We start from the raw sequence: 21,048 nt of genomic DNA on the forward strand, positions 1-21,048 counted from the left end.
ACTATACCCTATCAAACAGCTACACTAACATCTATATTTCAAAATAACTTTATTATTTTACTTTCCGTTTCTTCATATTCTTTAATATATATCCACCAATAAACCGACGAGGTTCATACGAAACTACAAAAGCATTTGGCTCATACTGCTTAATAGTATAAATAAGATCATCTTCTAAATTTCTTTTTGTTAGGATTTCTAGTTTATATCGGATACTTGTCATTCCTTCACCTTTAAAAACAGTAACACCATACCCATTTTGACGAAGATGCTCAATCAAAGCTTCATTTTTCGTTGGGAGATTCACATTAAATGTGGTAAAACCAATCGCTAATTTTTGTTCAATCTTCGTACCAATCAAAATCCCAATCCCAAATCCAACTGCATAGACAATCATTCCCCAAACGCTTTGATTACCATTGAAAACAATGGATAAGCCAAATACATAGATTAAAGCTTCTACGAATCCAAGAATAGAAGCTGGAACAATTAAATTCTTTACTAAAAAGATTGTACGTAGAGTAAAACAAGGAACATATACCAATTGCAAGATTAGAATTAGGATGATATCTTTCATGATTCGTACCTCCCACATTTCCAAAATAAATGACTTTTCTATATGTACTAATCCTTTGAGATATACCCTCTTTCACTCTAGTGAAAACAATTGTAATTCACGGTACAAAATATTTTCGTCTATCTCTATTTTCCTTTTCAAAACAAAAAATACCTTGAGCCATTATAAAGACTCAAGGTATTTTTACTCGATTAATTTATATTTATTAATCAAAATTCAATTTATAATCCTCAGATTTTATCATTTTTAATTTTTTAGAGAACACATATATTAGACCAAGGTTTAATATAATCGGCAGGATAAAGAAAATACTTAACATAATTGAGATATTCCCCGCTGACCATCCACCTTCAGCTAATTTCATATAATTTAACGGACCAACTAAGCCTGATAATCCAAAGCCTGCACTAAATGGTGTTCCTTGAATATTTAGAATTCCAGCTAAAGCTCCAAGTATTCCAGCTGTGATAAGCATTGGTAACGCAATTTTTGGTTTCATAAAGAAGTTTCTCATTTGAATCTTCGGAGAACCAAGCACGTGTGCTAATGCTGTTCCAAGTGAGTTCGCTTTATAACTTGCAATTGCTAAGCCTACACCTGCTGCAACGATACCTAAATTTGCTGCTCCAGATCCAATGCCAGATAACATAATAACTGTTGCTACCCCTACAGTTGAAATAGGTGACAAAATAATAACACAGAAAATAATAGCAATAATCGCACCCATTAATACTGGTTGAAGTGATGTTACATTATCAACTGCAACACCTAACCATCCCGTTACTTCTTTTACTATCGGTAATGTGAAATAACCAATCATACCTGGAATTAAAATACTTAATGTAGGCATTAATAAAATTGAATATTCTTTCAAGCGATTTCCTAAAAATTGAACGAATAATACTGCTAAAGCTGCAGTAATACCTGTATTAATAACAACTCCAATACCATTTAGTGTAAACAAACCGTCCGCTGTCTTCTGTACAACTCCACTACCTACCATAGCCGCAATCCCGACACTTGCCGTTTGAATGGAAGATAATTTAAAGCCTATACCAACCATTACTCCAATCAGAACAGGTAATAGACTCATTACAAAAACTGTAATATCTAATACAGACTGTAAGGCAGGAGCGTAAGGAATGATTAGCTTTAATATTTCTCCTAGTAGTGCGTTCGGAATTAACGAAACTACAATACCAATACTCATTCCGTTTAATAACTTACTGAAAAAATCTTTCATTGTATGAGCTCCTATCTCTATGATGATAAATTTGATTATAAATACTATTCTGAAAATAATCAAAGAATTTGTTTTATTACTTTACCGCGTATACGTGAAGAAGTATATTTTGCTACAAAAATAATGCATTCAACGATTTCTAAACATAGCTTGGGTATCTTGCATGATTAATAGGTTCATCTTACTATTCTTCAAATAATCATTTGACTATTAAAAGTTATTAAATTATTATTTCTGTAAGCGATTTCAAAAGGAGGAAAAAAATGAGAATAAAAAACCCACTATTAAAAGGAGCCTCATTGATTGTACTTATACTTAGTTTGATTTTAGCAGGCTGTTCATCTTCCACTTCAAAGGAAAAAAATAACAAAGAACAATCAGACAAACCAATTGTAATTGGAGTTGGTTATATTGGACCTGAGGATCATTCTTACGCCAAAGGAATTGATGCCTTTATTAAAAAAGTAGAGAAAGATACGAATGGTAAAGTAAAGTTTGAAGTGTTTGGAAATGGACAACTTGGTGGAGAGCGTGAAATGGCTGAACAAGTACAACTAGGAACATTAGATTTAATGATTGTAACCGCTGGCCCTCTTGGTAATTTTGTGCCAGAGCTATCCGTTCTTGAAATGCCGTTTTTATTTAAAAGTCTTGATCACGTCTATAAAACTCTTGATGGTGATATAGGAAAAGAATTAACAGAAAAAATTGATCAAGCTGGATTCAAAACATTAGGATTATGGGAGAATGGTTTACGCCACATCACAAATGACAAAAAGGTCGTACATTCACCAAAAGACCTAAAAGGTATGAAGCTACGAACATTAGAAAATGATATCTACATAGAAACCTACAAAGCATTAGGCGCAGATGCAACTCCAATTGCTTTCCCAGAAGTATACACCTCCCTACAACAAGGCGTCATTGACGGAATGGATGTTTCATATGGCGTATTTACTACTACTAAGCTATACGAAGTTCAAAATCACCTAACAGAAAATATGCTCTATTATTCAACAGCACCGGTTATTATGAATATTGATAAATTTAACTCTTTACCTAAAGATGTTCAAGATGTTTTTGTTAATGCTGGTAAAGAAATAACAGATGTACAACGTAAAATTAATCAAGACATGGAAGCAGAACAAAAGAAATTCATTGCTGAAAATGGTGTAGAGATTTTGAAACCTTCTACAGAAGAAATGAAAGCTTTTCGCGAGGCTGTTCAACCTGTCTATAAAAAGGTTGGAGGACGTTTTGGCGATATGATTGAAAGAATTCAAGAGTTAGAAAAATAATAGTCTATTAAATAGCAGTTGTTAGTTACCAAACTTAACTAGCAACTGCTTCCTATTCTGTCTCGTTAACAATAGAAGAGGGTGTTATGTATGATATGGAACAAAGCCATCAATGGAATTAATAAAGTTTCTGCCTTTCTGACAAGTACATTTCTAGTCTTAATGGTTATCCTCGTATTTATTCAAATTGTATCTCGAATTATATTTCAAAGTTCGTTTTCTTGGACAGAAGAAGTATCAAGATATTTAATGATTTGGTTAACTTTCATAGGTGCAGCATTTTCTTTTCAACATGGTGCACATGTAGGAGTTGAACTATTAACATCGAAATTACCAGCTAAAGTCTCAGCAATCCTACAAGTATTCGTCGCTATACTTTGTATGATTTTATTTTATGTCATGATCGTTAAAGGGCTTGAATTAGTGGACCATTCTTCCTTACAACACTCGCCTGCTTTACGTCTACCAATGAGCTTTGTCTATCTCATTATCCCTATTAGCGGCGTCTTAATGGCACTAAATATGATTGATATTACAATTAAAAATGTAAAAAAAGCATTTGTATAAGGAGGAATAGTTAGTGGCTTTATTATTATTTATTTTACTTGCTGTTTTTATTGTCATTAATGTACCAATAGCTATTTCACTTGCACTTGCTTCCATTATTATTTTTGCACTAATAGGTGAAATACCTCTTGTTATACTCCCACAAAAAATGTTCGCTGCCCTAGATTCTTTTCCTTTACTAGCAGCACCATTCTTTATTTTGGCCGGAAAGTTAATGGAAGTTGGGGGCATATCAGAACGATTGATTCAGTTTGCACAAAGTCTTGTAGGTCAATTCAAGGGAGGATTAGCTCATGTTTCACTTGTAGCATGTATGTTTTTTGCCGCTATTTCTGGTTCTGCATCAGCAACAACAGCTGCTATTGGTGGGATTATGATTCCCGCTATGATAAAAGCAGGATACGATAGAAATTTTGCTACTGCCATCCAAGCTGTTGGAGGAACAACTGGAATTATTATACCTCCTAGTGTACCTTTAGTTCTTTATGGTGTATCCGCTGGCGTATCCATCAGTAGTTTGTTCATAGCCGGTATTGTACCAGGGCTATTAATCGGATTTTCTTTAATGGTGATTGCCTATTTCATTTCTCGTAAAAAAGGTTATGGTTCAGATGTTGAAAAATTCAAAGTGAAAAATATATGGACATCTTTTAAAGAAGCAATACTAGCATTATTGATGCCTATTATTATTTTAGGTGGAATATACGGAGGGCTTTTCACACCAACTGAAGCTTCTGTTGTAGCTGTTGTGTACGGCTTTATTATAGGTGTATTTGTATATAAAAAAATTGATTTTAAAGCATTTAAAGGAATGCTCGTATCATCTGTAGTTACAACTTCCGTCATTTTATTTATTATTTCTTCTGCATCTATTTTCGGAATGTTATTAACAAGGGAGAAAGTACCTCAATCTGTCGCTACATCATTAATGGAAGCAAACTTACCTCCATTAGTCATATTACTTTTAATCAATTTATTATTACTTGTTGTAGGAACATTTATGGAAACAATAGCTGCTATTATCATTTTAACGCCAATATTATTACCTGTCGCAACCCAAATTGGTCTTGATCCAATCCATTTCGGGATTATCATGACAGCGAATTTGGCAATTGGTTTAGTAACACCTCCTGTAGGAGTATCACTATTTGTGGGCTCTCAAATTGGTAACACAAAGCTTGAGCCGTTAGTTAAAGCAGCCTTCCCTTTTATAATTATGATGATTATAGATATTCTATTAATCTCTTTTATTCCACAAATCTCTTTATTAAGTCTCTAAAACAATGAAAGCCTATCTACTTTTTTAAATGATAGGCTTTTACATCTATTAGGGAAGTATCACACTATGTACGATATTATCTCAACAATTCCATCCTTGAATTTATTAAATCGAAAGATGTGGCAGAATGATACTGCTTTTACTTCACCATTTTTTCCTTTCTCTGTAACCATCTGCACTACTCCTATCAAATAATCTGCCAACTTGTTAAAAGTAACCGAATTGCTTCTTCTATTTCTTCTGTCGGTATACCTGCAAAACCAAGGACAATTGTCGGCTTCATATTTTCTTTTTTTACAAGCATATAGGAAGATAACGGATGCACACGTATTTTGGCAGCCTCTGCGCGTTGAACTAGTTCTTCTTCACTCATACCATTATTCACTACCAGTACTACTTGTAGACCTGAATTTCCTCCGATGATTGATATTTTGTCTGTATATAGTTTTAACATACCTGTCACAATATCAAGCTTATGGCGATACACCTTTCGCATTCTATTCAAATGCTTTTCAAACATACCTTGCTTAATAAATTCAGCCAAGATATGCTGATCCATGCGTGAAACGGTAGAATGATAAAAAGATAGCTCTTCTTGATGGCGATGCAACAGTTGCTTTGGAAGAACCATATAACTAATACGAATAGAAGGCATTAGCGATTTTGAAAAAGAACCTAAATATATTACTTTTCCAACCTGGTCCATACTCTGTAAAGACGGAATCGCCTTCCCACTATAACGAAATTCACTATCATAATCATCTTCAATAATATAACGTCTTTCAGATGCTGCAGCCCAATTCAGTAACTTTGTTCTTCGATTTACAGGCAAAATCGTTCCATACGGAAAATGATGCGACGGTGTAACATAAGCAACATCTATATTCGATTCCTCTAAACCTTCGATAATTAAACCATCTTCATCAACAGCAAGTGGATACACTTCTTTCGGATATGTTTTCAAAATACGATGGATTAAATGAAAACCAGGGTCTTCAACACCATAAACTGTATCATCTTCCAATAAGATTAATAGTTGTTGCAGTAATATTTCCACACCTGCTCCAATAATAATTTGCTCAGGTGTACAAATCACTCCACGTGCATGATATAAATAATTCGCAATTTCTTTACGTAAGTCATACTCCCCCTGCGAATCTCCTAATAATAATAATTCATGATGTTCCTCAGACAGAAATTGCCTTGATACTTTCCTCCACATATCCATCGGAAAATTAATCGTATCAATTTGACCTGGATGAAAATGAAAGCGAATATCTATTTTTTTTTCTGCTTGTTGCTTTGGAAGATCCACCTTGGGTAGATACTCCAAATCCTCATATGCCATAACAAAATAACCTTTTCTTGGAATAACTTCTAAATATCCTTCCGCCGTAAGCTGAATATAAGCCGTATCGATTGTATTTTGACTAATTTGTAAAAAATCTGCTAGTTTACGCTTTGAAGGTAATTTAGTTTGATAGGTTAGCCTTCCTTCGATAATCTCATTTTTAATATATTCATATAATTGTTCATATAAAGGAATATGGCTATTTCTATCTAAATCACAGGATAACATTTCCATAAAATTAACATCTCCCTTTCCATCTGACACCCTCATTTTATCAAAAACTGACTCTTTTAATACAGTCTGACTCTTCTTATACTGTAACACAAGCAAACGAAAACACAGAAAGGTTTGAATAAAATGACAAAAACATTAGCAAGTGAAACAGTTAAAAGAGGTATGGCACAAATGCAAAAAGGTGGCGTTATCATGGATGTGGTAAACGCTGAGCAAGCAAAAATCGCAGAAGCTGCTGGAGCGGTAGCTGTTATGGCACTTGAGCGAGTACCATCAGATATCCGTGCTGCAGGTGGTGTAGCTCGTATGGCTGACCCTCGTATTGTAGAAGAAGTAATGAATGCAGTCTCAATTCCTGTAATGGCAAAAGCACGTATTGGTCATATTGTTGAGGCGCGTGTTCTTGAGGCAATGGGTGTTGATTACATTGATGAAAGTGAAGTATTAACACCAGCAGATGAAGAATTCCACCTACTAAAAAGTACATACAAAGTACCTTTTGTGTGTGGTTGCCGCGACTTAGGCGAAGCTGCACGTCGTATTGGTGAAGGTGCATCGATGCTTCGTACAAAAGGTGAACCGGGAACTGGTAACATCGTTGAAGCTGTTCGTCATATGCGTAAAGTTAATGCTCAAGTTCGTAAAGTGGTTAATATGAGTGACGACGAGTTAATGACAGAAGCAAAATTACTAGGTGCTTCTTATGAAATCCTAAAACAAATTAAAGCAGAAGGCGGTCTTCCGGTTGTAAACTTCGCTGCTGGCGGTATTGCAACTCCTGCAGATGCAGCACTAATGATGGAGCTTGGAGCTGATGGCGTATTCGTTGGTTCTGGTATTTTCAAATCAGAAAATCCAGCTAAATTCGCCGCTGCAATCGTTCAAGCAACAACTTATTACACAGATTACGATTTAATCGGTAAATTATCCAAAGAACTCGGAACTCCAATGAAGGGTATCGAAATCTCTACTTTGAATCCAACAGAAAGAATGCAGGAGCGTGGATGGTAATATGCAAAAGATAGGTGTACTTGCACTGCAAGGTGCTGTTCAAGAGCATCTTAACCAAATCGAAGCAGTTGGTTGCCAAGGAATTGTCGTGAAACGACCTGAGCAACTAGCTGAAATAGATGGCTTAATCCTACCAGGTGGAGAAAGCACGACAATGCGACGCTTTATTGATTTATACGGTTTTCTTGAACCACTTAAACAATTCGGTAACTCTAAACCAATCTTTGGTACTTGTGCAGGAATGGTGCTCCTTGCAAAAGACTTAGTCGGAGACGAAGAAAGCCATCTGCAATTAATTGATATTAAAGTGAAGAGAAATGCCTTTGGTCGTCAAATTGATAGCTTTGAAGCAGACTTACAAATAGAAGGAATGGATGAATCATATCCTGCTGTATTCATTCGCGCTCCTTTTGTTGAAGCAGCATGCCCAAATGTCGAAATACTTGCATCCATTAACGGCAATATCGTTGCAGCGAAACAAGGCCATATTCTTGTAACAGCTTTTCATCCTGAACTTACCGACGATTTACGATTTATGAAGCTATTTGCTGAGATGATTACTCTTGTTCATGTTGGAGTATAAAAAGCGCAAGCGCCCGTTAAGCGACGTATAGATTGGAGCACTTCGACTGAGATAAAGGAAACACGAAGAGGCGGTAGCTGATTCGATGTTGACTTATCGTAGGGAGATGGGCGAAATCTACTAGTCGCTGGGCGCTGGAGCTAGACACACCGCAAAAAATATATATACATTCTTATCTTTTAAGAAAAAGCGTTGAATGGCACTCCATTCAACGCTTTTAAAGTTTCACTTTATCTGCTTCATTAAATAGTTTACAAACTGATCATCATTCACTAACCACGCTAAGTAATTTCTTTTTAAGAAAGATTCCCCTTCTTCAAAAGTAGTGAAGGTTTGCTCTAATTTATTTTTATTTTTTTCAATAACCCACTCGTCATTGATTGAATAGACAAGAAATACCTCATCTTTTCGATTTCTATACAGTGTACCAAATGAAGATTTCTTTACATTAAAGCGATTTCGTTTAGCATCTTCTCGAAGTGGTTCTAAATGAAATGTTTCTTCTATAAACTGCTTGTAAGCTTCATCTGATAAAGAGCAACCGGAAGCTTTTTGATGCCCCCCACCACCGAATTGACCAGCAATCTCTGAAACATCAACATGATCATGAATGGTGCGGAAGCTTAATTTCTTTCCACCCATATTCACGATAACAATATAATCAAGATGTGAATATTCTTTCCCTAGTTCATTTCCTAATTCTGAGTGATACAACTCTGCGTATACAACACCTGCTAAGTATTCACCTATTTCCGCTTGGACAATTTCCTTTTTCTTTCTTCGGATGTAACGCTCCGTTTTTTCTTCTTCCATATGTAATAGTTTTTTCTCAAAGTCATCAAAATCGAAAGTATCACTTGTTTGAAGTCGATGAATCATTTTCTCTTCAAACTCATCAATTGAAACTAAAAAAAAGAGGGCATTCAGCCGCTTTGCTTTTTGATTATTGTTTTTCTCCCATTCCCATGTATCATACTGTCTTACTAATTCAACAAATTCAGAAATAGCAGCCGTCTCTTTTAATAGTTCATGATTCACTAGATACGTATACAATAAGGAAGTAGCAGATGTTAACTTTCCTTCATCATCCTCTACTAAAACGTGTCCCCATTCATATTCATTAAAGTGTAAAGCTGTTTTATGGTGATCAATCATTTGAAGCTTTCCTTGTGATTGATGATAATCATTTAGTTTCTTTTCATTCTCTTCATTAGGAGACAAATCTGTAATAAACAAAAACAATTCTTGATTATCATGTTCAAAAAAATATTCAATCTCTCTATTAAGAGCTGATATTGAGTTATATTTAACCTTAACCTGGTCACCAAAAGCCAGTTTCGCTAAAATCCCACATCCAACACCATCTAAATCATTGTGTGATAACAATTTGTACATACTCTTCACCTCTATTGTAGTATGGTTTTTCAACCAGAAAATTATTGAGTTTTTCACTATCTCAAAAAATAAAAACCGCCAATAAACCAATAACCATTCATCTTTTTAATAAAAATATAATATGTTAAAATAATAATTCGAAGGAGGTGTTCAGAAAATAATGAAAACATTAAAATCATTAATTCATCTATTAACTAGTAGAAGATCTCAATTCTTTTTAAACGCTCAAACAGAGATTGCAAAAAATAATTTAAAAATACTTCGCAAAGTTAGCACGACGGCATTAATGATTTTATTCTTCTATTATATAGCTACCATTTTCATGTTCCAAAATGAACAACTATCTCTAATTTATCAAGTTTTTATTATAATTCACCTTATTTTTGTTGTCTTCTCTCACCAATACTCGAAGAAACAAGCTTTTTCATTTTCACTCATACAAAGTGTTTGTGCTCTTTTCGTGGTGTCGATTATGGTCTTTACAATACTAGTTAGTATTGTTCCATACCCAGATAGACCAGGGATATTCTTCCCTTTATTATATTTAGCTATGTCATTAATCTTTATGTTTACACTTTGGGAAATTAATCTACTAATGACTAGCTTAAATGTATTATTTATCACTTGTGTTTTCAACTTTAAAGCAATCGAGGCTTTTGTATATGATATATTTGCAGCTGTAACAGCTTGGATTTTAGGTCTCGCTCTTACTTCGCTTGTTTTAAACCTACGCTTACGAGAAGGTGAAGCTAATATATACTTAAATAAAATCAGCATGACGGACGCTTTAACAACTTTACCGAATCGACGCTCATTTAACTTATACATAGAGAAAGCATATGCCAACTGTGTTCAGACCAAACAGTCGATGGCCATTATTATTATCGATATCGATAACTTCAAATACTTCAATGATACATACGGACATACAAACGGTGACGAATGTCTCTCATTGATTGGATCAGCCTTTAAGTCATATTCTGATAAGAAAGGTCTCTTTACTGCTCGATACGGTGGTGAAGAATTCATTGCTGTATTACATGGAAAACAAGTTGAACATGCAACAGAATACGCAAAAGGGTTTCAAAAATGTGTAAAAAACTGTGCAATAAAAACAACGAAAAGTGAAACAGGTTATATTACCATTAGCATAGGAGTCGCTGTAGAAGAAAAACCAGAAACAGAGTCGTATATGACTATCCTCAATAATGCTGATGATGCTCTATACGAAGCAAAAGCTAATGGTCGAAATCAAATTGTTATGTACAAACCTAAATTCAAATTAAAGAATACCCATTTACGATAGTAATGATAGAATAAAACTTCACTTTCCTATCATTCTCTCTTTTTCCATAATTACGAATTGACCAACATTAGAATCAATGATAAAATTCTAAATTATTCTAAGAAAATATTTTTTCAAGAATTAATGATTAAAAATTACATAGTAAGCGATGAATGCTATGGATCACACTATAGCAGGAGCAGCTTCTGGAGAGACTGTATTTTTTACAGCGCCGAAGGATTCACAATCTCAGGCAAAAGGACAGAAGAGTAACGAATATCACTTTGTTATTCTACCGCCTTAAGAGATTGGATTCATTCCAATCTTTTTTTATTAGGAATACCCATTTAAACAACAACATGAGGTGATTACAAATGAGTCAAAGAAGAGCTATTGTAAGTGTTATTGGACAAGATCAAGTAGGTATTATTGCTAGAGTAACGAATATACTTGCCGAGAAAAATGTAAATATTTTAGATATCAATCAAACCATTTTGAATGACTTCTTCACTATGATGATGTTAGTGGATGTTACAGAATTTGAAAACTTAGATTGCCTGCAACATGAATTAGCGAATCTAGGTGAATCACTAGGCTTAACGATCAATATCCAGCTTGCTGAAATCTTTAAAGCTATGCATCGTGTGTGAAGAAAGGACTGACAAATATGAACATCGCATTAAATGAAATGATGGAAACTATTCGCATGGTTCAGCTTGAAAACCTAGATATTCGCACTGTCACAATGGGTATTAACTTGAAAGATTGTGCGGATTCTGATTTTGAAAAAATGAACAAAAGAGTATTCGAAAAGATTACTACATATGCGAAAGATTTAAAAAAAGTTGCTGAAGCAGTGGAAAAAGAAATGGGCATTCCGATTATCAACAAACGTATTTCTATAACACCAATTGCTGAAATCTTAGGTCACGCTACAAAAGACCAAGCCGTAGAATTAGCTAAAACATTAGATAAAGCCGCTGTACAACTTGGCGTTGATTTTATTGGTGGATATTCAGCTCTTGTTCACAAAGGTATTTCAAAAAGCGATCAAACTTTACTTGACGCCATTCCTGAAGCATTAAGTGTAACAGAACGAGTATGTTCATCTGTTTCAATTGGTAGTACAAGAGCAGGTATCAATATGGATGCCGTTCGTACAATGGGAGAAGTTATGAAGAAAGCTGCTGAACTTACAAGTGATAAAAATGGCTTAGGTGCGGCTAAACTTGTTGTCTTCTGTAATCCGGTGGAAGATAATCCTTTCATGGCTGGTGCTTTTCATGGAGCTGGTGAAGGTGAAGTAGTAATCAATGTCGGTGTAAGTGGTCCTGGGGTAGTATTAAGCGCCTTAAAACGTTACCCTGATGCTGATCTTGGTGAAGTAGCTGATGTCATTAAGAAAACAACTTTCAAAATTACTCGTGCAGGTGAATTAATCGGACGTGTAGTAGCCGATCGTCTTGGTGTACCATTTGGAATTATGGACTTATCTCTTGCTCCAACGAACGCACAAAACGACAGTGTTGCTGAAATATTAGAAGAAATCGGTTTAGAAAGCATTGGTACACACGGAACTATCGCGGCATTAGCATTAATGAATGATGCAGTGAAAAAAGGTGGAGCAATGGCAAGCTCATATGTTGGAGGTTTAAGTGGTGCCTTTATTCCAGTAAGTGAAGACAATGGTATGATTCGAGGTATTCTTGATAACTCTCTTACACTTCCTAAGCTTGAAGCAATGACATGTGTTTGCTCTGTTGGTCTTGATATGATTGCTGTAACTGGTGATGCAACTCCAGCTACTCTTTCAGCCATCATTGCAGATGAAGCAGCAATAGGTATGATTAATAAAAAAACAACCGCTGTTCGTATCATCCCTGTTCCAGGGATGAAAGAAGGAGAAATGGTTGAATTCGGTGGCCTATTAGGTCGTGCTCCAGTTATGGGCGTGAATCCATTCCATTCTGAGAAAATGATTCGTCGTGGTGGTCGTATTCCTGCACCGTTGCAGTCAATGATTAACTAATTAAACACGGCTGTCCAAAAGGTGATTTCCAATCACTTTTTGGACGCTTTTTTCGTTTCATTTAATAGTTTAAAATGATTTTTCAAAAAAAGTATACATTTCCCTCCAATATCGAACCCCTAACTAATTCTATTATCTTTTACTTCTAGACTACTAAAAAAGCAATCTAAATCCTTTTTAAACTTGGATTTAGATTGCTTTCAGCTAACTCTTTAAGCAAACAATGACTCTATTTAATCGGCATTACAACCTTAGTCAGCAACTCACTCTCAGGAAATTGTAAATCATTATAATAATATTCGTAACAGATGCCTACTGGCTCAAGTCCTTTTTCTTTAATCCATTCTGCCATTTCCTCATATACAGGCTCTGACTCACTGTATGGTCCTCGATACATACAAAAAATCACTTCAGTCTTTTTAAAACTAAATTAACATTCTTATTTACTAAAATAATAAACAGCCACAATATGAATCCACCCTAAATTTCCCACATTATTTCAAGAGCAATAAATGTACATATTTCAAATTGTATTGACATACTCCAACAGAAAAAAATATAATGTAAGTAACAGCATATATGAGTAAATGCGCATATATAGATATAAATGAATCATTTAAATACATGTCTGATTTCTATTCAAAAATAAAAATAAATTAAATAAGCGAAAATATATGACCACATGCGCATATTTGCATACAATTAAGGGTAAAGAGTAATAAATAATCAAAAAGTATTTCTACATTATATATTTATTAAAAAATCGTATTGAAACATGCTTCACTTGTTAAAAATTATATTAATGAAAAAATAAGCCTAAGTATTCTTTGTTCGTATTCAAATCTATAGTTTGACCCTTACAAATGTAAACATAGAAGAGAGATGAGAAACAGATGGAAAACCAAAAACAAAAAATCGAACGCAAGCTAGTCTTAGATGGATTAGATTGTGCGAATTGTGCTATGAAAATTGAAAAAGGTGTTAGTGGCATTCAAGGAGTTTACTCTTGTTCTGTTAACTTTGCGACAAAAACACTAACATTAGAAACAGATACAGAACAAGAAGCAAATGTCATCGAAAATACAAAGAAAAAAGTAAACCACTTAGAACCACATATATCTGTACAGGAAAAAGAAAAACATCGAAAAGGAATTGCAAAGCAAACCTTTTATTTAAAAGGATTAGATTGCGCGAATTGCGCTATGAAAATTGAAAAAGGTATCTCACAACTTGATGGTATTTCTTCTTCTACTGTAGATTTTGTTTCTAAAAAATTAGTTATTGAAACGAACTCTTCTATAAATCAAATAGAAACAGCAGTCATCAACCAAGTAAAAGCCCTTGAACCCGATATTGATGTTGTTCCTGATTCTAAAGAAGATAGTCATGGTCATTCACATGATCACGATAATGGAAGCACTAAAAAGATGTTATCACGAATAGGAATTGGTATCGTTCTAATGGGAATTGGCATGTTTGCTTCCATTTCTGAAACAGCAAAGTTCATCCTATTCTTCATAGCTTATATAATCGTCGGTGGCGATGTCGTTTGGAAGGCTGCTCGGAATATTGTTAGAGGCCAAGTCTTTGATGAAAACTTCTTAATGGCATTAGCAACAATAGGCGCCTTCGCTATTAAAGAATACCCTGAAGCTGTAGCTGTTATGTTGTTCTATCAAGTAGGCGAATTATTCCAAAGCTTAGCAGTTAATCGTTCACGTAAATCCATCGGAGCTTTAATGGATATTCGTCCAGACTATGCAAACATCAAGGTTGGAAATGATACAAAGAGAGTGTCACCTGAAGACGTACAAATCGGCGACATGATTGTTGTTAAACCCGGCGAAAAAGTTCCATTAGATGGTAAAGTTGTTGAAGGTATTTCTATGATGGATACATCAGCACTAACTGGTGAATCCGTACCAAGAGAAGTAGAAGCTGGCAGTGATGTATTAAGCGGTATGATTAATAAAAATGGTGTACTAACAGTTCAAGTAACCAAAGAATTTGGGGAATCAACTGTTTCAAAAATTTTAGACCTTGTTCAAAATGCAAGCAGTCGAAAAGCTCCAACAGAAAATTTCATTACAAAATTTGCTCGTTACTATACACCAGTTGTTGTCATCGTTGCTTTAGCACTAGCGTTTATTCCACCATTAATTATTAGCAGCGCAACATTTTCAGATTGGATTTATCGTGCTCTAGTATTCCTAGTTATTTCTTGCCCTTGTGCACTTGTTGTCTCTATTCCACTTGGATTTTTCGGTGGAATTGGTGCAGCATCGAAAAAAGGTATTCTTATAAAAGGAAGTAATTATTTAGAGGCATTAAACGATGTAAAATATGTTGTTTTTGACAAGACTGGTACGTTAACAAAAGGTGTGTTTGAAGTAACATCTATTCAGCCAGCAGATCCTATTTCTAAGGATGAATTATTAGAGTACACAGCATATGCTGAAATTCATTCGAATCATCCAATCGCTCAATCGATTAGAAAAGCATATGGTAAAGAAATTAACGAAGAATCAATTACTTCCTATAATGAAATTTCCGGTCATGGTATTCAAGTAGAAGTTGATGGTAAAGAAATCCTTGCTGGTAATGCAAAATTAATGAAAAAAGAAAACATTCCATTCAAACAACCAAATGAAGTTGGAACACTTGTCCATGTAGCGGTGAATAATCAATATGCTGGTTATATTGTTATATCAGATGAAGTAAAAGAAGACTCTGCTGAAGCTATTGCCGCACTAAAAGCACTTGGCATTAAAAAGACAGTCATGTTAACAGGTGATGCGAAAGCAGTTGGCGATGCAGTAGGTCAACAATTAGGATTAGATGAAGTTCATTCTGAATTACTGCCACAACATAAAGTAGAAGAAATTGAAAAAATCGATACTCGTAAAAATGCAAAAGAAAAAATCATCTTTGTTGGCGATGGCATCAATGATACTCCTGTATTAGCTCGTGCTGATGTTGGAATTGCAATGGGTGGCTTAGGATCAGATGCAGCTATCGAAGCGGCTGACATTGTCATCATGACAGATGAACCATCCAAAATACCAGCCGCTATCGGAGTCGCAAAACGTACTCGTCGTATTGTATGGCAAAATATCATATTCGCACTTGGCGTGAAAGCCATTTTCCTACTACTTGGTGCTTTTGGTATCGCAACTATGTGGGAAGCTGTATTCTCAGATGTTGGGGTAACATTGTTAGCGGTGCTTAATGCTATGCGAGTATTACGCTTAAAATAAATACATTGAAATAAAGAGGCTACTCCGATGGAGCAGCCTCTTTAACATATAAAACTAAACTTTAGAATTACTATCTCTTCATTCACTTATTCCCTATCCTCTGTTGCTTCTGTATTCGTTTCATCAAAATTCGTCTTCGTATAAATCATATAGAAAATAGGATACTTATTTTCATAAAGTTCACTTACAAATGCACCTCTTAAAATAATTGGAAAATAGTATCCTTTTTCATGCTTCATACGAATAGAAATTTTAAAAGGCGTTTTATTTTTTAGAGAATAGTAAAATATCTCCAAGGCCTGAGCAAGATCTTCAGGATGAAATTGGGTCAATTCACTATAAGTTGCAGATGCCAGTTCACTTGCTGGCGTTCCTGTTAACTCTGCTCGTTTATGGTTAAAATATAATATTTTAAATGTATCATCCACACAAGCTACTTTTGAAATACCATCGGTTGAAGTATCAAACAACATTTGCAAGTCTCTTTGGCTTACATGAGAAGCTATACAATCAGATTCCATACTATTTTCCTTAAAAATTGTATAGGCATTTTTCCCATGACTTTTCGAAAAATATAATGCCTGATCCGATTTCTCATATAATTCCGAGTAGCTGCAACCATGTTGAGGAAACAAAGCAACACCAATACTAGCTGTAACAGAAAAATTCTGCTTATTGCCGTACTGTTTTTCGCTCAATTTAGTACAAAGTCGCTCTATCTTGCTTATAATGTTATCCCGACTACTATATTCACACATCATCACAGCAAATTCGTCTCCACCAATGCGACCAACAATATCTTTTTCTTGAAATTTTATTCTTAGTTCATCAGCAAATTCTTGAATCACCTGATCACCATAAGCATGACCAAAACTATCATTTATATTCTTAAAGTTATCAATATCTAATAGTAAGAAGGCATAGTAACCTTTCTTTTCTTCTTGATTCTCCAAAAGCTTATTAATTAAATCTTCTGTTGTACGCTTATTATACAATCCAGTAAGTGAATCTTTATAAGATTCCTCAATCAATTGCATTTCACGCTTTTTCTCCGCGTCAATATTTTTTCTGAACGAAATCATCCGTACAGATTTATCAGAATTCCAGTAGAATATTCTAGCTTTTACTCTCATCCATTGATAGCCGTCTTCTCTACTCCCAAATAATAAATCATATGTAAGATTATTAATCCCATTATTATATGCTTTTAACACATTTGCTGTTAAAAATGTATCTAAGTAGCCTTGAATATATTCTTCTTTAATTTGCTTATGTGCAATCTCTATCAATGCTTCATCAATAGATGCACCTTTCTTTATACCAAGGCGGTTAAAATATAGTTCAGTACTTTCTCCTCCTGCTTTATTACGAGTTATATCAAATTCATAAATAGTATCATACAAGCCTTCAGTGGCTTGATGAAGAAGCTTCTGATACTCCACTTCCTCTGAAAGTGTAAGCTTCACAATTTGAGCATTATATTTTTTAATTAATCTCGTTATGATGACTAGTACGAAAACAATAATGACAATAATGATTAATACACCTCGTAATAGTTGCTCTTGAAACTGTTTTTCGAGATCAGAAGTATCATTTTCAACAACGAGATGCCACTTTAAATTCGGTATATATTGCGTCACAATAAAGTCTTCATTTTGTCCAGATGAATACCAATACATTTGTTTATCCGTATTCGTTTGAAACATTTTGTCTTTTAAACCCGAGTATTGTTTTGCCTTAAATATATTGTTTTTTTCAAAGTCTTCCCCTTTTGTAGTTACTTCAACAACACCATTTTCATTAACTAAGGAAGCTCCTATGTTAAATTTTTTATCATAATCATTTAATATATCTTGAAGATAATTAACCTTTACTCCAACCCCTACAATACCTATTATGGAGCCATCATTATCCTTGATTTTACAATTCACAAAAACGGTTATGATATCATTACTAGCCTCATCATTATCAATATTTAACGAATATTCCTCATCATTATTCAAAAAATCATAGTACCAAACATTTTCTGGATTTCCCTTTGTAAGTGCACGATCTATCCCATTAAAATGATAATATCTATTTGTTTTAGTAGAAACTAAAAAAACAGAGTCGTATGTATATTTTTCTTTATAAGCATTTAAATAATCTCTTAACTTATCCACATACGCTTCACTATTCAAGCGACGCTCTTCATCGGCTAAAAAACTTTTTAATAAACTGTCATTAGCCATTGTTAATGATACATGTACAGGCTGTGAAAAAACCGAATCTATTTGACTATAGATACCATCTGTAGCAAGTGTAGTAACATGCTCTATGTCTCTTTCATAAAGACCGAAATTTGATCGATAACTTATAATAGAAGTAATGATAAAACCAATCGTTATGATAAAACAAACAATGATATTTGTACGCAATAATGTATTATTTTTCATTAGATGGTCCAACTTTCTAGGAAGTAAATGATTATGCGAAAATCAAGCAACCAGTTGTTGCAGTATACTGTCTGTGCCAACTGGTCATTTATTTTTTATTTCTTTCAGCAAATATCTTTATTTTTTTAATCCATTTTTATATGTCAGTTCTTCAAATTCTTTAATTGGCATTGGTTTAGCAAAGTAAAATCCTTGAGCCATATCACAACCAATTTGTTTCAAAAATGATACTTGCTCCTCTGTTTCTACACCTTCAGATACAATCTTTATAGCAAGATCTTTTGCCATAGTTACTACTCCCGAAACTACTTTTTCTCCACGTTCAATTTCATTAGATTGCGTGAAAAATACACGATCTAGTTTCAATACATCTACAGGTACATCTTTCAATAAGTTTAGCGATGAATAGCCCGTACCAAAGTCATCTAATGAAATTAAAAAACCAAACTTTTGCAGTTCTTGCATTATAGTTAAAATCGTATCCGGATTATCAAAAAAGATATTTTCTGTTAATTCAATTTCAATTAAACTAGCTGGAACCTGATATTTACGCGTAATATCATGTAATACTTTTACAAAGTTAGACTCTAATAAATGTAAACGTGACATATTGACTGATACAGGAACAGGTGTAATTCCTTCATCCAACCATCTCCTAATCGTTCTACAAGTCTCCTCAAAAACATAATAATCTAGATCGACAATAAAACCATTTCTCTCAAAAAGTGGAATGAATTTAATAGGAGGAATTAATCCTTTTTCAGGATGTTGCCAACGTACAAGAGCTTCTGCACCTATAATTGTATTCTCCTTTAATTCATACTTCGGCTGTAAATATATAACAAATTCTTTGTTATGTAATGCCGCATACATTATATTCTCAATTTCTTTTTCTTCTACATATTTTTCTCTTATTTTATTATCATAAAACGCATACGAACTTTGATGATGTCCCTTAATTGTTTTTCGAGCAATATTAGCTCTGTCTATCATTGCAGATATTTCAAGTGATCGATCATCCACCACATAAATACCACAAGAAAAAATTAAATTGAACGGATTTTGATTACCCTCATCAATCCGACATATCTTACCATATATCTCTTTTATTTTATCAAGCAAGTGGTCCTCATCTTCATAAGTTAATAAAACAACGAAATGGTCAGGCTGAATTCTAGCATAAATTTCTTTACTAGTAAGATTTTCTTCTAGTGTACTAGCAATATATTTCAAAATAGTATTTCCTTTTTCGAAGCCGTACATATCATTAATAAATTTAAACTTATCAATATCAAATTGCATAATCGAATAATTTAAGTGTTTATTTTCACATAACAATTTTTGAGCATCCATATAAAATTTATTAATATTACGTGCGCCAGTTAAAGTATCAACATACGCAAGTGTAGATAGCTCTTTTTTATTCTTTTTTTGTGTAAAAATCACGTATATTAACAACGATGAATAAACACCAATAATAATTGAATAGATGAACAGAAGATTTTGTGTAATATAAGTTGTTTTTTCAGAAATCGTCTTGACTGGTACAAAAGAAATTAAATACCAATCATTTATATTTAAAGGTGTATAATTCACATACTCGGAATTATTTTTATCTGAAATGATCTTTACCGTACCTTTTTTCATAAGGCCCATGTTGTGAATGCTATCTTGTGCTGATGCTTCCTTGTTAACCGTATCTAAACCTTCAATATCCGTTAACTCAGCTAGATTGTTTAAATGTATATTCCTATTTGGATGCGTTGATTTAATTAAGAGGTCACCATTGCTTTTTGCAATAAATGAATGACCTTCATTATTAAAAGTTGAGATGGATAATATTTTTTGGTATATATCCACTTTGTGTGCGGCAAATACGACACCAATAATTTTATCTTCGTGATATATCGGCGCAGAGTATACATGAACCTTTTTTCCATCTATTTTATCTACTATTGTGTCAGATATAGAGGCTTGGCCATTTAAAGCATTTTTAAAATAGGCTCTGTCCGCTAAATTTATCTCATGCTGATCGGTGGTATAGGCTTTTCCATTAGGTAAGATAATTCCCATCCGCTTAAAATGATTATTTTCACTGATTTTTGTTAATATAGGCATGATTTCAGCTCGATTAATTGTTTCATTTTTTCCTATAAAAGAGGAAATATCCTTCATCGTTCGAATCTCGCCATTAATTTGATTTTGAAGTGCAACCACACTTTGATTTGCTATTTCTCCCAAATAAGTACTAGTCTCTTCAGAAAATTTTTCTTTAAGGTCTTTAGTGAATAAATAATACGTTATACAAACAACAAGAAGAATGGAAAGCACTGCGAAGATAATTACAAGATTACGTCTGTTGATTTTCATAAACATTATGAGTCCTCTCTTCTACTCTTATAATTAGTCGTAGATATATAACATTTTAGAAACACGAACTTAAAGGATTTATCATTTAAAAAAAATCATATTTTTATGAACAAAAAAACAAAATAATAGTTTAT

At 33.9% G+C, this 21,048-nt stretch carries 16 protein-coding genes and 1 riboswitch; of the genes, 9 read left to right on the forward strand and 7 right to left on the reverse strand.

Features of this window, described 5'->3' with window-relative positions; translation table 11 throughout:
- Positions 1-52: 52 nt before the first annotated feature.
- Both TX86_RS14075 and TX86_RS14080 read right to left on the reverse strand, forming a co-directional pair.
- Positions 53-577 (reverse strand): DUF2179 domain-containing protein, encoded by a 525-nt coding sequence (locus TX86_RS14075; RefSeq protein WP_042349410.1) that lies wholly within the window; start codon positions 575-577, stop codon positions 53-55.
- 205 nt (positions 578-782) lie between these two features.
- On the reverse strand, positions 783-1,820 hold the full coding sequence (locus tag TX86_RS14080; RefSeq protein WP_042349411.1) for a PTS sugar transporter subunit IIC: 1,038 nt from the start codon (positions 1,818-1,820) through the stop codon (positions 783-785).
- A 263-nt stretch (positions 1,821-2,083) separates the two neighbouring features.
- Here TX86_RS14080 and dctP point away from each other — a divergent pair, with 263 nt between their 5' ends.
- From dctP to TX86_RS14095, 3 genes are all read left to right on the forward strand, one after another.
- Positions 2,084-3,118: a TRAP transporter substrate-binding protein DctP gene (gene dctP, locus TX86_RS14085; RefSeq protein WP_042349412.1), complete on the forward strand. Its 1,035-nt coding sequence runs from the start codon at positions 2,084-2,086 to the stop codon at positions 3,116-3,118.
- Positions 3,119-3,208: 90 nt separating this feature from the next.
- Positions 3,209-3,685 carry a TRAP transporter small permease gene (locus TX86_RS14090; RefSeq protein WP_042349413.1) on the forward strand — a complete coding sequence of 159 codons (477 nt, stop codon included), beginning with the start codon at positions 3,209-3,211 and terminating at the stop codon, positions 3,683-3,685.
- Between the two features lie 13 nt (positions 3,686-3,698).
- Positions 3,699-4,964, forward strand: a complete 1,266-nt coding sequence (locus TX86_RS14095) for a TRAP transporter large permease (RefSeq protein WP_042349414.1) — start codon at positions 3,699-3,701, stop codon at positions 4,962-4,964.
- 187 nt (positions 4,965-5,151) lie between these two features.
- Here the strand turns inward: TX86_RS14095 and pdxR are convergent, their stop codons facing one another.
- On the reverse strand, positions 5,152-6,549 hold the full coding sequence (gene pdxR, locus TX86_RS14100; protein ID WP_042349415.1) for a MocR-like pyridoxine biosynthesis transcription factor PdxR: 1,398 nt from the start codon (positions 6,547-6,549) through the stop codon (positions 5,152-5,154).
- A gap of 123 nt (positions 6,550-6,672) precedes the next feature.
- Between pdxR and pdxS the strand changes: the two genes are divergently transcribed.
- Both pdxS and pdxT read left to right on the forward strand, forming a co-directional pair.
- Positions 6,673-7,560, forward strand: a complete 888-nt coding sequence (pdxS, locus tag TX86_RS14105; protein WP_042349416.1) for a pyridoxal 5'-phosphate synthase lyase subunit PdxS — start codon at positions 6,673-6,675, stop codon at positions 7,558-7,560.
- A 1-nt stretch (position 7,561) separates the two neighbouring features.
- Positions 7,562-8,143 (forward strand): pyridoxal 5'-phosphate synthase glutaminase subunit PdxT, encoded by a 582-nt coding sequence (pdxT, locus tag TX86_RS14110; protein WP_042349417.1) that lies wholly within the window; start codon positions 7,562-7,564, stop codon positions 8,141-8,143.
- Between the two features lie 225 nt (positions 8,144-8,368).
- Here the strand turns inward: pdxT and TX86_RS14115 are convergent, their stop codons facing one another.
- Complete coding sequence (locus TX86_RS14115; protein WP_042349418.1) at positions 8,369-9,538, reverse strand: DHH family phosphoesterase; 1,170 nt, start codon at positions 9,536-9,538, stop codon at positions 8,369-8,371.
- A 160-nt stretch (positions 9,539-9,698) separates the two neighbouring features.
- Here TX86_RS14115 and TX86_RS25805 point away from each other — a divergent pair, with 160 nt between their 5' ends.
- The 3 genes from TX86_RS25805 (at position 9,699) to TX86_RS14130 (ending at position 12,852) form a co-directional block, all read left to right on the forward strand.
- On the forward strand, positions 9,699-10,844 hold the full coding sequence (locus tag TX86_RS25805) for a GGDEF domain-containing protein (RefSeq protein ID WP_052343676.1): 1,146 nt from the start codon (positions 9,699-9,701) through the stop codon (positions 10,842-10,844).
- 175 nt (positions 10,845-11,019) lie between these two features.
- Positions 11,020-11,098: riboswitch (glycine riboswitch) on the forward strand.
- A gap of 99 nt (positions 11,099-11,197) precedes the next feature.
- A complete protein-coding gene (locus TX86_RS14125; protein ID WP_042349419.1) occupies positions 11,198-11,473 on the forward strand; it encodes an ACT domain-containing protein in 276 nt (91 codons plus the stop codon).
- Positions 11,474-11,490: 17 nt separating this feature from the next.
- Positions 11,491-12,852, forward strand: coding sequence for a PFL family protein (locus TX86_RS14130; RefSeq protein WP_042349420.1), 1,362 nt, complete (start codon positions 11,491-11,493; stop codon positions 12,850-12,852).
- A gap of 229 nt (positions 12,853-13,081) precedes the next feature.
- Here TX86_RS14130 and TX86_RS26305 read toward each other — a convergent pair whose 3' ends face one another.
- Positions 13,082-13,261, reverse strand: a complete 180-nt coding sequence (locus TX86_RS26305) for a GyrI-like domain-containing protein (RefSeq protein WP_336469858.1) — start codon at positions 13,259-13,261, stop codon at positions 13,082-13,084.
- A gap of 484 nt (positions 13,262-13,745) precedes the next feature.
- Here TX86_RS26305 and TX86_RS14140 point away from each other — a divergent pair, with 484 nt between their 5' ends.
- Positions 13,746-16,109 carry a heavy metal translocating P-type ATPase gene (locus TX86_RS14140; protein WP_042349421.1) on the forward strand — a complete coding sequence of 788 codons (2,364 nt, stop codon included), beginning with the start codon at positions 13,746-13,748 and terminating at the stop codon, positions 16,107-16,109.
- Between the two features lie 86 nt (positions 16,110-16,195).
- On the opposite strand, the gene TX86_RS14145 is transcribed toward TX86_RS14140, so the two are convergent.
- Positions 16,196-18,544 (reverse strand): sensor domain-containing diguanylate cyclase, encoded by a 2,349-nt coding sequence (locus TX86_RS14145; protein ID WP_042349422.1) that lies wholly within the window; start codon positions 18,542-18,544, stop codon positions 16,196-16,198.
- Between the two features lie 117 nt (positions 18,545-18,661).
- A complete protein-coding gene (locus TX86_RS14150) occupies positions 18,662-20,920 on the reverse strand; it encodes a bifunctional diguanylate cyclase/phosphodiesterase (protein ID WP_042349423.1) in 2,259 nt (752 codons plus the stop codon).
- Between the last annotated feature and the right edge of the window lie 128 nt (positions 20,921-21,048).

Origin of the sequence: Bacillus massiliigorillae, from assembly GCF_000380245.2 — a bacterium.
Taxonomy (GTDB): domain Bacteria; phylum Bacillota; class Bacilli; order Bacillales; family DSM-1321; genus Bacillus_AD; species Bacillus_AD massiliigorillae.

Excerpts from the sequence above, each read along its gene's own strand:
- pdxR (WP_042349415.1), bottom strand. The coding sequence starts at position 6,549 with ATGGAAATGTTATCCTGTGATTTAGATAGAAATAGCCATATTCCTTTA.
- TX86_RS14130 (WP_042349420.1), top strand. The coding sequence starts at position 11,491 with ATGAACATCGCATTAAATGAAATGATGGAAACTATTCGCATGGTTCAG.
- TX86_RS14075 (WP_042349410.1), bottom strand. The coding sequence starts at position 577 with ATGAAAGATATCATCCTAATTCTAATCTTGCAATTGGTATATGTTCCT.
- pdxT (WP_042349417.1), top strand. The coding sequence starts at position 7,562 with ATGCAAAAGATAGGTGTACTTGCACTGCAAGGTGCTGTTCAAGAGCAT.
- pdxS (WP_042349416.1), top strand. The coding sequence starts at position 6,673 with ATGACAAAAACATTAGCAAGTGAAACAGTTAAAAGAGGTATGGCACAA.
- TX86_RS14090 (WP_042349413.1), top strand. The coding sequence starts at position 3,209 with ATGATATGGAACAAAGCCATCAATGGAATTAATAAAGTTTCTGCCTTT.
- TX86_RS14115 (WP_042349418.1), bottom strand. The coding sequence starts at position 9,538 with ATGTACAAATTGTTATCACACAATGATTTAGATGGTGTTGGATGTGGG.
- TX86_RS14125 (WP_042349419.1), top strand. The coding sequence starts at position 11,198 with ATGAGTCAAAGAAGAGCTATTGTAAGTGTTATTGGACAAGATCAAGTA.
- TX86_RS14145 (WP_042349422.1), bottom strand. The coding sequence starts at position 18,544 with ATGAAAAATAATACATTATTGCGTACAAATATCATTGTTTGTTTTATC.
- TX86_RS14150 (WP_042349423.1), bottom strand. The coding sequence starts at position 20,920 with ATGTTTATGAAAATCAACAGACGTAATCTTGTAATTATCTTCGCAGTG.
- dctP (WP_042349412.1), top strand. The coding sequence starts at position 2,084 with ATGAGAATAAAAAACCCACTATTAAAAGGAGCCTCATTGATTGTACTT.
- TX86_RS14080 (WP_042349411.1), bottom strand. The coding sequence starts at position 1,820 with ATGAAAGATTTTTTCAGTAAGTTATTAAACGGAATGAGTATTGGTATT.
- TX86_RS14140 (WP_042349421.1), top strand. The coding sequence starts at position 13,746 with ATGGAAAACCAAAAACAAAAAATCGAACGCAAGCTAGTCTTAGATGGA.
- TX86_RS25805 (WP_052343676.1), top strand. The coding sequence starts at position 9,699 with ATGAAAACATTAAAATCATTAATTCATCTATTAACTAGTAGAAGATCT.